The following is an 11,946-nucleotide window of genomic DNA, read 5'->3' as shown; positions in this document are numbered from 1 at the left end:
TGGTAGTGTGGGGTTTCCCCATGTGAGAGTAGGTCATCGTCAAGATTCATTTCGCAAAACCCCTATCTGCACATGCAGGTAGGGGTTTTGTCTTTGTGGTCCGAAAACAGTCCCCCAGCTTCACAAAAATCCCTGTGGGAGCGGGCGAGCCCGCGGAGAATGCAACGCGGTGCATGGCACCGGCTTCGCCGGTGTTCGCGGGCTAGCCCGCCCCCGCAGGGAATGTGGTAACAGCCTGCATGCATTCGGCCCTTTTCCTATGCAAGCCCCCAGCCCATGGCTATCATGCCTGCCTTATTCCAAGTCGAGACTGGCATGCTGAAGTTGTTGAATCTCCTCAAGGATGGCCGGTTCCATTCCGGAGAAGCTCTGGGGGCAGCCCTGGGGGTGAGTCGCAGCGCCGTGTGGAAGCAGCTGCAGCATCTGGAAAGTGAGCTGAACCTCACCATTCACAAGGTTCGTGGGCGCGGCTATCAGCTGGCGGCGCCGCTGGCTTTGCTTGAGGCGCAGGCAATCGCCGGGTTTGCCGAGGGCGAACAGTGGCCGGTCTTCATCCGCGAAACCATCGACTCCACCAATGCCGAAGGTTTGCGTCTTGCTGGTGAAGGGCAGGCTGCACCATTCCTCGTTCTGGCCGAGCGCCAGAGCGCTGGCCGTGGTCGGCGTGGTCGGCAATGGGTGAGCCCGTTTGCCGAAAACCTCTATTACAGCCTGGTGCTGCGCGTCGATGGCGGCATGCGCCAACTCGAAGGCTTGAGTCTGGTTGTGGGATTGTCGGTAATGCGCACTTTGCAGGCATTCGGGGTAAAGGATGTGGGGCTCAAGTGGCCTAATGATGTCCTGGTTCGCGGGCAAAAGATCACCGGTATTCTCCTGGAACTGGTGGGTGATCCGGCCGATGTCTGCCACGTAGTACTAGGCGTCGGTATCAATGTGAACATGCAGGTAAACGATCAGGTCGACCAACAATGGACCTCGATGCGGCGTGAAATGGGTGTGGCAGTTGATCGCAACCAGCTGGTAGCGTCGCTTAGCCAGCAGTTGCAGCATGAGTTGGCGCGCCATCGTCGCTACGGCTTTGCCGCATTCCAGGAGGAGTGGGAGCAGGCGCATCTGTGGCAAGGGCGTAATGTATCGCTGGTTGCCGGCAACACACGTATCGATGGTGTGGTTCTTGGCGTCGACGGGCAAGGCGGCTTGCGCCTTGAGGTGGACGGAGTAGAGAAGAGCTTCAGCGGTGGTGAGCTCAGTTTGAGGTTGCGTGATGATTCTTGAGCTCGATTGCGGTAACAGCTTCATCAAGTGGCGGGTAATCCATGCCGCTGATGCGGTGATTGAGGGTGGCGGGATTGTCGACTCCGACCAGGCGCTGGTTGCCGAGGTGCAGGCGCTCGCTTCGGTACGCCTTACGGGCTGTCGCATTGTCAGTGTGCGAAGCGAAGAGGAAACCGACGCGCTTTGTGCCGTGATTTGCCAGGCATTTGCCGTGCAGGCGCGAGTTGCGCACCCAGCCCGGGAAATGGCAGGTGTGCGCAATGGCTATGACGATCATCAACGTCTCGGCATGGATCGTTGGCTGGCTGCGTTGGGCGCGTTTCACCTGGCCAAGGGCGCGTGCCTGGTCATTGATTTGGGTACTGCCGCAAAAGCGGACTTTGTTGCTGCGGACGGCGAACACCTTGGAGGATACATCTGCCCTGGTATGCCGTTGATGCGTAGCCAGCTGCGCACGCACACCCGGCGCATCCGCTATGACGACGCCTCTGCCGAGCGTGCACTGACCAGCCTGTCACCAGGTCGCTCGACCGTCGAGGCGGTAGAGCGCGGCTGCGTGTTGATGCTTCAAGGGTTTGCGCGCACCCAGCTCGAACAGGCGCGTGCATTGTGGGGGGAGGAGTTCACAGTGTTCCTCACCGGTGGCGATGCTCCGCTGGTGAGGGAGGCCGTGCCACAGGCGCGTGTTGTGCCTGATCTGGTTTTTGTTGGCCTGGCCATGGCCTGTCCATTGGATTGAGGTGCCTATGCGTTGGTTGTTTCTGCTGTTACTGGTGCTCAACGTCTTTTATTACGTGTGGCATCAGCAGGAAGCCCCGCTGAAGGTCAAGGAAGTCGCCCCGTTGTCGCTGTACAAGGGAAGTCAGCAAGAAATCCGGCTGTTGCGTGAAACCGGTGTGTCGGCGCCGCCCAAGCGCCGGGACGAATGCCTGGTAATCGGTGGCGCAATGGCCCAGGAACAGCTCGAAGCGCTGCGCCAACGGCTGCTGAGCCTGGATATTGCTACGTTGCCGGTGGCGGGGCAGCTGCCTGGGGCAGATGGCCGCTGGCTCAAGGTGGCCCCGGAAAGCGAGCGTTTGCTGGACCAAACGGTGATCTCAACTCTTTCCAATGATTTCAAAGACTTAAAACATAAAATTATTTTCTGCCAGGGTATTGCAACTGGCGAATAGCTTGATAGAATGGCGCCCGCTTCACAGGGAACACCACTCAGGTGGCAGAACCAGGAGCGGTGTCAAAGCAGCTAAGTTTCAGATTTGATTGAAAAAAATTTGAAAAAACGCTTGACACTAGGGCGGCAGGCACATAGAATGCCGGCCACATCTGGAGGGATTCCCGAGCGGCCAAAGGGGACGGACTGTAAATCCGTTGCGAGAGCTTCGAAGGTTCGAATCCTTCTCCCTCCACCAGTTTTAGCGAGAGCCGCAAGCTCCGCGGGTATAGTTTAGTGGTAGAACCTCAGCCTTCCAAGCTGATGATGCGGGTTCGATTCCCGCTACCCGCTCCAAGTTTGCTGGATATTGCACAAAGTGTTTCGCTCTTGTAGCTCAGTTGGTAGAGCACACCCTTGGTAAGGGTGAGGTCAGCGGTTCAAATCCGCTCAAGAGCTCCATACAAACAAGGCAGATATGAAAATATCTGCCTTTGTTTTATCAGCGCAAGACTATTTCTTCTGCGGAGGATTGTATCGATGGCTAAGGAAAAGTTTGATCGTTCCCTTCCCCACGTTAACGTCGGCACTATCGGCCACGTTGACCACGGTAAGACCACTCTGACCGCAGCTCTGACTCGCGTTTGCTCCGAAGTTTTCGGTTCGGCAATCGTTGAGTTCGACAAGATCGACTCGGCTCCGGAAGAAAAAGCGCGCGGTATCACCATCAACACCGCTCACGTTGAGTACAACTCGACCATTCGTCACTACGCTCACGTTGACTGCCCAGGTCACGCTGACTACGTGAAGAACATGATCACCGGTGCTGCCCAGATGGACGGCGCGATCCTGGTTTGCTCGGCCGCCGATGGTCCGATGCCACAAACCCGTGAGCACATCCTGCTGTCCCGTCAGGTTGGCGTTCCGTACATCGTGGTCTTCCTGAACAAGGCTGACCTGGTAGACGACGCTGAGCTGCTGGAACTGGTCGAGATGGAAGTTCGCGACCTGCTGTCCACCTACGACTTCCCAGGCGACGACACTCCGATCATCATCGGTTCCGCTCGTATGGCCCTGGAAGGCAAAGACGACAACGAAATGGGCACTACCGCTGTCAAGAAGCTGGTAGAGACTCTGGACAGCTACATTCCTGAGCCAGTTCGTGCCATCGACCAGCCGTTCCTGATGCCGATCGAAGACGTATTCTCGATCTCGGGTCGTGGTACCGTTGTTACCGGTCGTATCGAGCGTGGTATCGTCCGCGTTCAGGATCCGCTGGAAATCGTTGGTCTGCGTGACACCACCACCACCACCTGCACCGGTGTTGAGATGTTCCGCAAGCTGCTGGACGAAGGTCGTGCTGGCGAGAACTGCGGCGTTCTGCTGCGTGGTACCAAGCGTGACGACGTTGAGCGTGGCCAGGTTCTGGTCAAGCCAGGTTCGGTCAAGCCGCACACCAAGTTCACCGCAGAAGTCTACGTTCTGTCGAAGGAAGAAGGCGGTCGTCACACTCCGTTCTTCAAAGGCTACCGTCCACAGTTCTACTTCCGTACCACTGACGTGACCGGTAACTGCGAACTGCCGGAAGGCGTTGAAATGGTAATGCCAGGTGACAACATTCAGATGACTGTTACCCTGATCAAGACCATCGCAATGGAAGACGGTCTGCGCTTCGCTATCCGTGAAGGCGGTCGTACCGTCGGCGCCGGCGTCGTAGCAAAAATTATTGAATAAGTAGTTGATTTACTTGATCAGGCCGGTATAATGGCCGGCCTGATACAGCGTTACAGGTCAGTAGCTCAATTGGCAGAGCGACGGTCTCCAAAACCGTAGGTTGGGGGTTCGATTCCCTCCTGACCTGCCATTTCACCTCGGTGTGATGGCTTTCTTCTTACAGGATCCTCCTCGATGACCCCCAAAACTGAAGCCCAAGAATCGCGTTTTGATCTGTTCAAGTGGCTGGCTGTAGTGGCTTTGGTGGTAGTTGGTGTTGTGGGTAATCAATATTACTCTGCTTCCCCAATCCTGTATCGCGTTCTCGCGCTTCTCGCCCTGGCTGCTGTCGCAGGCTTTGTAGCTCTGCAGACTGCGAAGGGTAAGTCGTTCTTTGCGTTGGCGAAGGAAGCTCGTACCGAGATTCGTAAAGTCGTGTGGCCGACCCGCCAGGAAACCACCCAGACCACGCTGATTGTCGTGGCTGTCGTGCTGGTTATGGCACTGCTGTTGTGGGGGCTCGATTCCCTGCTCGGCTGGGCGGTCTCCTTGATCGTTGGCTAAAGGTGTCCCGTGGCTAAGCGTTGGTATGTTGTGCATGCTTACTCGGGTTACGAGAAGCATGTAATGCGCTCCCTGATTGAGCGCGTCAAGCTGGCTGGCATGGAAGACGGTTTCGGCGAGATCCTGGTCCCGACCGAAGAAGTCGTAGAAATGCGCAATGGCCAGAAGCGCAAGAGTGAGCGCAAATTCTTCCCTGGCTATGTACTGGTCCAGATGGAGATGAACGAAGGGACTTGGCACTTGGTCAAGGACACCCCTCGTGTGATGGGCTTTATCGGTGGTACCGCAGACAAGCCTGCGCCAATCACTGATAAAGAAGCTGAAGCTATCCTGCGTCGCGTTGCCGACGGCAGTGACAAGCCGAAGCCGAAGACGCTGTTCGAGCCAGGTGAAGTGGTTCGAGTCATTGACGGTCCGTTCGCTGACTTCAATGGTAGTGTCGAAGAGGTTAACTACGAAAAGAGCCGCCTGCAGGTTGCAGTGCTCATTTTCGGTCGCTCTACTCCGGTAGAGCTCGAGTTCAGCCAGGTCGAAAAGGTCTAGGCGGACAAAGCATCCCATACCCCGCAGCCCTGTGTGCTGCGGGGTTTTGTCGTCACTGGGATAAAACGCAAGTCATCCGGGGAGCCATCAGGCGTTCGTACCCGATTTTGGAGTAGCTCATGGCTAAGAAGATTCAGGCTTACATCAAGCTGCAAGTTAAGGCCGGCCAGGCCAACCCAAGCCCACCCGTTGGTCCAGCACTGGGCCAACATGGTGTGAACATCATGGAATTCTGCAAGGCCTTCAACGCCCGTACTCAGGGTCAAGAAGCTGGCCTGCCGACTCCTGTGATCATCACTGTCTACAGCGACCGTAGCTTCACCTTCGAGACCAAGAGCACCCCTGCCTCGGTTCTGCTGAAGAAAGCTGCTGGCCTGACCAGTGGTTCGGCTCGTCCGAACACCGTTAAAGTCGGTACCGTTACCCGTGCTCAGCTGGAAGACATCGCGAAAGCCAAACAGGCTGACCTGACTGCCGCTGACCTGGACGCTGCTGTACGCACCATCGCTGGCTCTGCCCGCAGCATGGGCCTGAACGTGGAGGGTGTGTAATGGCTAAGCTGACCAAACGCCAAAAGGCAATCGCCGAGAAAATCGAAGCAGGCAAGGCCTACAACTTCGAAGAAGCGGCAACTCTGCTGGCCTCGCTGCCTGCTGCCAAGTTCGTCGAGTCCTACGACATCGCTGTTAACCTCGGTGTTGACCCGCGTAAATCCGACCAGGTCGTACGTAGCGCTACCGTGCTGCCACACGGCACTGGCAAGACCGTTCGCGTTGCTGTCTTCACCCAGGGTCCAGCTGCTGAAGCTGCTCTGGCTGCCGGCGCTGACCGCGTAGGTATGGATGATCTGGCTGCCGAAATGAAAGCCGGCGACCTGAACTATGACGTCGTCATCGCATCGCCTGATGCCATGCGCGTTGTAGGTCAACTGGGTCAGGTTCTGGGTCCTCGTGGCCTGATGCCTAACCCGAAAGTGGGTACCGTGAGCCCAGACGTAGCCACTGCCGTGAAAAACGCCAAGGCTGGTCAGGTTCGCTACCGTACCGACAAAAACGGTATTATCCATACCTCCGTTGGCAAGGTCGGCTTCGAAGCCGGCAAGCTGAAGGAAAACGTTGAAGCCCTGATCGCTGACCTGAAGCGTATCAAGCCAGCTTCCTCGAAAGGTATTTACGTCAAGCGCGTTACCCTGAGCACCACCATGGGCCCAGGTCTGGTCATCGACCAGAGCTCGCTGAACGTGTAAGAACATGGCGGTGCGACCAGTCGCGCCGCCAGCCAAAATTGGGGTCCCTGCCTGGCGGGGGCTATCCAAGACCGTAGGCGGCGCAAGCCTTAAAACATCAGCCCACGCAGATGGTGCTCCCGATTCGTTTTCGAATCAGACACCAAAACGACATCAGGCTTCGGCCAGATGCAACGGTAAAAACCAGGAGTAAACCCGTGGCAATTAAACTCGAAGACAAGAAGGCCATCGTCGCTGAAGTCAACGAGGCTGCCAAAGTCGCTCTGTCCGCTGTCGTGGCTGATGCCCGTGGTGTGACTGTAAGCGCAATGACCGGACTCCGTAAAGAGGCCCGCGAAGCTGGCGTATACGTACGTGTCGTACGTAACACCCTGCTCAAGCGCGCTGTTGAAGGCACCGAATTCTCGATCCTCAACGACGCGTTCAAAGGCCCGACCCTGATTGCTTTCTCCAACGAACACCCGGGCGCTGCTGCCCGTCTGTTCAAAGAGTTCGCCAAGGGTCAGGACAAGTTCGAGATCAAGGCAGCTGCGTTTGACGGCAATTTCATTGCAGCGAACCAGATCGACGTGTTGGCTACCCTGCCGACCCGCGACGAAGCTATTGCACGACTGATGAGCGTGATTCAAGGCGCCACCAGCAAGCTGGCTCGTACTCTGGCAGCCATTCGCGACCAGAAAGAAGCTACCGCAGCCTAAGGCGCGCGAACTCTTTCAAAATCATACGTTTAATTTGATGGCTGCGTAGGCTGTCACCCCAATACAGGATTTAAGTCATGTCTCTGACTAACGAACAAATCATCGAAGCAATCGGCCAGAAAACCGTTCTGGAAGTTGTTGAGCTGATCAAAGCAATGGAAGAAACCTTCGGCGTTACCGCTGCTGTTGCCGCTGCTGGCCCAGCTGCTGCTGCTGCCGTTGTTGAAGAGCAGACCGAGTTCAACGTTGTTCTGGTTGAAGCCGGCGACAAGAAAGTGAACGTGATCAAAGCCGTTCGCGAACTGACCGGTCTGGGCCTGAAAGAAGCCAAAGAGAAAGTCGATGGCGCTCCTCAGGTTGTAGCTGAAGGCGTTTCGAAAGAAGCCGCTGAAGACGCTAAGAAGAAGCTGGAAGAAGCAGGCGCTAAAGTCGAGCTGAAGTAATCTCGACCTTGCGATGCCAGCCTGAGCGTTGAGCGAAAGGCTGATGGCTGGTGGCTTATGCCACCGGCCTTTTTCCGTTATTGGTGGCCGATCAGATCGGCCCCGATAACGAGCTGCAAGACACCCATGTGGGTGGCGCAAACCAAGGGGTTTGCACGATTTTCTGGCTGCTCCCGCCGGGAGAAGCCAAACAAGCAGGTGACCAAGCTGGGGAACGCTGATGGCTTACTCATATACTGAGAAAAAACGTATCCGCAAGGACTTTAGCAAGTTGCCGGACGTCATGGATGTGCCTTACCTCCTGGCCATCCAGCTGGATTCGTATCGCGAATTCCTGCAAGCGGGAGCATCCAAGGATAACTTCCGCGACGTCGGCCTGCACGCGGCCTTCAAATCGGTATTCCCGATCATCAGCTACTCCGGCAATGCTGCCTTGGAGTACGTAGGCTATCGCCTGGGCGAGCCCGCCTTCGATGTGAAGGAATGTGTCCTGCGTGGCGTGACCTTCGCGGTCCCACTGCGGGTCAAGGTGCGCCTGATCATCTTCGACAAGGAATCGTCGAACAAAGCGATCAAGGACATCAAAGAGCAAGAAGTCTACATGGGTGAAATCCCCCTGATGACTGAGAACGGTACCTTCGTTATCAACGGTACCGAGCGAGTGATCGTTTCCCAGCTGCACCGTTCGCCTGGTGTGTTCTTCGACCACGACCGTGGCAAGACTCACAGCTCCGGCAAGCTGCTGTACTCCGCTCGCATCATCCCTTACCGCGGTTCCTGGCTGGACTTCGAGTTCGACCCGAAGGACTGCGTGTTCGTGCGTATCGACCGTCGCCGCAAGCTGCCGGCCTCGGTGCTGCTGCGCGCCCTGGGCTACAGCACTGAAGAAGTGCTGAACACCTTCTACACCACCAACGTGTTCCACGTTTCCGGCGAAAAACTCAGCCTGGAACTGGTACCTCAGCGTCTGCGTGGTGAAGTTGCAGTCATGGACATCCATGACGAAACCGGCAAAGTCATTGTCGAGCAGGGCCGCCGTATTACCGCGCGCCACATCAACCAGCTCGAGAAAGCCGGCGTCAAGCAGCTGGACGTTCCGATGGAATACGTCCTGGGCCGCACTACTGCCAAGGCTATCGTGCATCCGGCTACCGGTGAGATCCTCGCCGAGTGCAACACCGAGATGACCACCGAGCTGCTGATCAAAGTCGCCAAGGCACAGGTTGTCCGTATCGAGACCCTGTACACCAACGACATCGATTGCGGTCCGTTCATCTCCGACACCCTGAAGATCGACACCACCAGCAACCAGCTGGAAGCCCTGGTCGAGATCTACCGCATGATGCGTCCAGGCGAGCCGCCGACCAAGGATGCAGCCGAGACCCTGTTCAACAACCTGTTCTTCAGCGCCGAGCGTTACGACCTGTCTGCCGTAGGTCGCATGAAGTTCAACCGTCGTATCGGTCGTACCGAGATCGAAGGTTCGGGCGTGCTGAGCAAGGAAGACATCGTCGAGGTTCTGAAGACCCTGGTCGATATCCGTAACGGCAAAGGCATTGTCGACGACATCGACCACCTGGGTAACCGTCGCGTGCGTTGCGTCGGCGAGATGGCCGAAAACCAGTTCCGCGTTGGCCTGGTGCGTGTTGAGCGCGCGGTCAAGGAACGCCTGTCGATGGCGGAAAGCGAAGGCCTGATGCCGCAAGACCTGATCAACGCCAAGCCGGTTGCGGCGGCGGTGAAAGAGTTCTTCGGTTCCAGCCAGCTGTCCCAGTTCATGGACCAGAACAATCCGCTCTCCGAGATCACCCACAAGCGCCGCGTTTCTGCACTCGGCCCTGGCGGTCTGACCCGTGAGCGTGCCGGCTTCGAAGTCCGTGACGTACACCCGACCCACTACGGCCGTGTGTGCCCGATCGAGACCCCTGAAGGTCCGAACATCGGTCTGATCAACTCCCTGGCAGCTTATGCCCGCACCAACCAGTACGGCTTCCTGGAAAGCCCATACCGTGTGGTGAAGGAAGGCGTGGTCAGCGACGACATCGTATTCCTGTCGGCCATCGAAGAAGCGGATCACGTCATCGCCCAGGCTTCGGCCGCGATGAACGAGAAGAAGCAGCTGATCGATGAGCTGGTAGCCGTTCGTCACCTGAACGAATTCACCGTCAAGGCGCCGGAAGACGTCACCCTGATGGACGTTTCGCCGAAGCAGGTTGTTTCCGTTGCTGCCTCGCTGATTCCGTTCCTCGAGCACGACGACGCCAACCGTGCATTGATGGGTTCGAACATGCAGCGTCAGGCTGTACCAACCCTGCGCGCCGACAAGCCGCTGGTAGGTACCGGCATGGAGCGCAACGTTGCCCGTGACTCCGGTGTCTGCGTGGTTGCTCGCCGCGGTGGTGTGATCGACTCTGTCGACGCCAGCCGTATCGTTGTTCGCGTCAATGACGACGAAGTCGAGACCGGCGAAGCAGGTGTGGATATCTACAACCTGACCAAGTACACCCGTTCGAACCAGAACACCTGCATCAACCAGCGTCCGCTGGTAAGCAAAGGTGACAAAGTTCAGCGTAGCGACATCATGGCCGACGGCCCGTCCACCGACATGGGTGAACTGGCACTGGGTCAGAACATGCGCATCGCGTTCATGGCGTGGAACGGCTTCAACTTCGAAGACTCCATCTGCCTGTCCGAGCGTGTGGTTCAGGAAGACCGCTTCACCACTATCCACATTCAGGAACTGACCTGTGTGGCGCGTGACACCAAGCTTGGCCCAGAGGAAATCACTGCGGACATCCCGAACGTGGGTGAAGCCGCACTGAACAAGCTGGACGAAGCCGGTATCGTTTACGTAGGTGCTGAAGTCGGCGCTGGCGACATCCTGGTCGGCAAGGTCACGCCAAAAGGCGAAACCCAACTGACGCCGGAAGAAAAACTGCTGCGCGCTATCTTCGGTGAGAAGGCTAGCGACGTTAAGGACACCTCCCTGCGCGTGCCAACCGGCACCAAGGGTACAGTCATCGACGTACAGGTCTTCACCCGAGATGGCGTTGAGCGCGACAGCCGCGCCCTGGCCATCGAGAAGATGCAGCTGGACGAGATTCGCAAGGACCTCAACGAAGAGTTCCGCATCGTCGAAGGTGCAACCTTCGAGCGTCTGCGTTCTGCCCTGAACGGCCAGGTGGTCGACGGTGGCGCGGGCCTGAAAAAAGGCACCGTGATCACTGACGAAGTGCTGAGCGGTCTGGAGCACGGCCAGTGGTTCAAACTGCGCATGGCTGAAGATGCACTGAACGAGCAGCTGGAAAAGGCTCAGCAGTACATCGTCGACCGTCGCCGTCTGCTGGACGACAAGTTCGAAGACAAGAAGCGCAAGCTGCAGCAGGGCGATGACCTGGCACCGGGCGTACTGAAGATCGTCAAGGTTTACCTGGCAATCCGCCGTCGCATCCAGCCGGGTGACAAGATGGCCGGCCGTCACGGTAACAAAGGTGTTGTCTCGGTCATCATGCCGGTTGAAGACATGCCGCACGATGCCAACGGTACTCCGGTCGACGTCGTACTGAACCCGCTGGGCGTACCTTCGCGTATGAACGTTGGCCAGATCCTCGAAACCCACCTTGGCCTGGCGGCCAAAGGCCTGGGCGAGAAGATCGACCGCATGCTCGAAGAGCAGCGCAAAGCGGCTGAACTGCGTGTGTTCCTGACCGAGGTCTACAACGAGATCGGCGGTCGTCAGGAAAACCTCGAAGAGTTCACCGACGCAGAGATCCTGGCTCTGGCCCACAACCTGAAGAAAGGCGTGCCTATGGCTACTCCGGTCTTCGACGGTGCCAAAGAGCGCGAGATCAAGGCCATGCTGAAACTGGCAGACCTGCCAGAAAGCGGCCAGATGGTGCTGTTCGATGGCCGTACCGGCAACAAGTTCGAGCGTCCTGTGACCGTTGGTTACATGTACATGCTCAAGCTGAACCACTTGGTGGACGACAAGATGCACGCGCGTTCCACTGGTTCTTACAGCCTGGTTACCCAGCAGCCGCTGGGTGGTAAGGCACAGTTCGGTGGTCAGCGTTTCGGGGAGATGGAAGTGTGGGCGCTGGAAGCATACGGCGCGGCATACACCCTGCAAGAAATGCTCACAGTGAAGTCGGACGACGTGAACGGCCGTACCAAGATGTACAAGAACATCGTGGATGGCGATCACCGTATGGAGCCGGGCATGCCCGAGTCCTTCAACGTGTTGATCAAAGAGATCCGTTCGCTCGGTATCGATATCGATCTGGAAACCGAATAACACGTGACGCGAAGGGGGGT

At 57.3% G+C, this 11,946-nt stretch carries 12 protein-coding genes and 4 tRNA genes; all 16 read left to right on the top strand.

Annotation, left to right across the window (positions count from 1 at the left end; all coding sequences use genetic code 11):
- Positions 1-315: 315 nt before the first annotated feature.
- The 16 genes from birA (at position 316) to rpoB (ending at position 11,926) form a co-directional block, all read left to right on the top strand.
- Positions 316-1,275, top strand: a complete 960-nt coding sequence (gene birA / locus ACIP02_RS20375) for a bifunctional biotin--[acetyl-CoA-carboxylase] ligase/biotin operon repressor BirA (protein ID WP_400619735.1) — start codon at positions 316-318, stop codon at positions 1,273-1,275.
- A complete protein-coding gene (locus ACIP02_RS20370; protein ID WP_400619732.1) occupies positions 1,265-2,014 on the top strand; it encodes a pantothenate kinase in 750 nt (249 codons plus the stop codon). The genes birA and ACIP02_RS20370 overlap by 11 nt, the downstream gene beginning before the upstream one ends.
- 7 nt (positions 2,015-2,021) lie before the next feature.
- Positions 2,022-2,447, top strand: coding sequence for a hypothetical protein (locus ACIP02_RS20365; protein WP_400619729.1), 426 nt, complete (start codon positions 2,022-2,024; stop codon positions 2,445-2,447).
- A gap of 153 nt (positions 2,448-2,600) precedes the next feature.
- A tRNA-Tyr gene (locus tag ACIP02_RS20360) sits at positions 2,601-2,684 on the top strand.
- A 24-nt stretch (positions 2,685-2,708) separates the two neighbouring features.
- Positions 2,709-2,782 (top strand) — tRNA-Gly (locus ACIP02_RS20355).
- Between the two features lie 29 nt (positions 2,783-2,811).
- A tRNA-Thr gene (locus tag ACIP02_RS20350) sits at positions 2,812-2,887 on the top strand.
- Positions 2,888-2,965: 78 nt separating this feature from the next.
- Positions 2,966-4,159, top strand: coding sequence for an elongation factor Tu (gene tuf, locus ACIP02_RS20345; protein WP_003255489.1), 1,194 nt, complete (start codon positions 2,966-2,968; stop codon positions 4,157-4,159).
- Between the two features lie 54 nt (positions 4,160-4,213).
- A tRNA-Trp gene (locus ACIP02_RS20340) sits at positions 4,214-4,289 on the top strand.
- Positions 4,290-4,333: 44 nt separating this feature from the next.
- Positions 4,334-4,702, top strand: coding sequence for a preprotein translocase subunit SecE (gene secE / locus ACIP02_RS20335; RefSeq protein WP_008089117.1), 369 nt, complete (start codon positions 4,334-4,336; stop codon positions 4,700-4,702).
- Positions 4,703-4,711: 9 nt separating this feature from the next.
- The gene (gene nusG, locus ACIP02_RS20330; RefSeq protein ID WP_003255501.1) at positions 4,712-5,245 is read left to right on the top strand and encodes a transcription termination/antitermination protein NusG; all 534 of its coding nucleotides are present in this window, start codon (positions 4,712-4,714) and stop codon (positions 5,243-5,245) included.
- A 119-nt stretch (positions 5,246-5,364) separates the two neighbouring features.
- Positions 5,365-5,796, top strand: coding sequence for a 50S ribosomal protein L11 (gene rplK, locus ACIP02_RS20325; protein ID WP_003255500.1), 432 nt, complete (start codon positions 5,365-5,367; stop codon positions 5,794-5,796).
- Positions 5,796-6,491: a 50S ribosomal protein L1 gene (gene rplA / locus ACIP02_RS20320; protein WP_016392127.1), complete on the top strand. Its 696-nt coding sequence runs from the start codon at positions 5,796-5,798 to the stop codon at positions 6,489-6,491. Before rplK ends, rplA begins: the two co-directional genes overlap by 1 nt.
- 197 nt (positions 6,492-6,688) lie before the next feature.
- Positions 6,689-7,189, top strand: a complete 501-nt coding sequence (rplJ, locus tag ACIP02_RS20315; protein ID WP_003255497.1) for a 50S ribosomal protein L10 — start codon at positions 6,689-6,691, stop codon at positions 7,187-7,189.
- 77 nt (positions 7,190-7,266) lie between these two features.
- The gene (gene rplL, locus ACIP02_RS20310) at positions 7,267-7,632 is read left to right on the top strand and encodes a 50S ribosomal protein L7/L12 (protein ID WP_003255496.1); all 366 of its coding nucleotides are present in this window, start codon (positions 7,267-7,269) and stop codon (positions 7,630-7,632) included.
- A 50-nt stretch (positions 7,633-7,682) separates the two neighbouring features.
- Positions 7,683-7,853 carry a hypothetical protein gene (locus ACIP02_RS20305; RefSeq protein WP_155951450.1) on the top strand — a complete coding sequence of 57 codons (171 nt, stop codon included), beginning with the start codon at positions 7,683-7,685 and terminating at the stop codon, positions 7,851-7,853.
- A complete protein-coding gene (gene rpoB, locus ACIP02_RS20300) occupies positions 7,853-11,926 on the top strand; it encodes a DNA-directed RNA polymerase subunit beta (RefSeq protein WP_400619721.1) in 4,074 nt (1,357 codons plus the stop codon). Before ACIP02_RS20305 ends, rpoB begins: the two co-directional genes overlap by 1 nt.
- The last annotated feature ends 20 nt before the right edge of the window (positions 11,927-11,946 follow it).

Source organism: Pseudomonas sp. NPDC089408, assembly GCF_044749445.1.
Classification (GTDB): Bacteria; Pseudomonadota; Gammaproteobacteria; order Pseudomonadales; family Pseudomonadaceae; genus Aquipseudomonas.
The sequence above is the reverse complement of the archived record's forward strand: the minus strand, read 5'-3'. Positions and strand labels throughout refer to the sequence as shown.

Coding starts and splice junctions, on each gene's coding strand:
- birA (WP_400619735.1), top strand. CDS start 316: ATGCTGAAGTTGTTGAATCTCCTCAAGGATGGCCGGTTCCATTCCGGA.
- ACIP02_RS20370 (WP_400619732.1), top strand. CDS start 1,265: ATGATTCTTGAGCTCGATTGCGGTAACAGCTTCATCAAGTGGCGGGTA.
- ACIP02_RS20365 (WP_400619729.1), top strand. CDS start 2,022: ATGCGTTGGTTGTTTCTGCTGTTACTGGTGCTCAACGTCTTTTATTAC.
- tuf (WP_003255489.1), top strand. CDS start 2,966: ATGGCTAAGGAAAAGTTTGATCGTTCCCTTCCCCACGTTAACGTCGGC.
- secE (WP_008089117.1), top strand. CDS start 4,334: ATGACCCCCAAAACTGAAGCCCAAGAATCGCGTTTTGATCTGTTCAAG.
- rplK (WP_003255500.1), top strand. CDS start 5,365: ATGGCTAAGAAGATTCAGGCTTACATCAAGCTGCAAGTTAAGGCCGGC.
- rplA (WP_016392127.1), top strand. CDS start 5,796: ATGGCTAAGCTGACCAAACGCCAAAAGGCAATCGCCGAGAAAATCGAA.
- rplL (WP_003255496.1), top strand. CDS start 7,267: ATGTCTCTGACTAACGAACAAATCATCGAAGCAATCGGCCAGAAAACC.
- rpoB (WP_400619721.1), top strand. CDS start 7,853: ATGGCTTACTCATATACTGAGAAAAAACGTATCCGCAAGGACTTTAGC.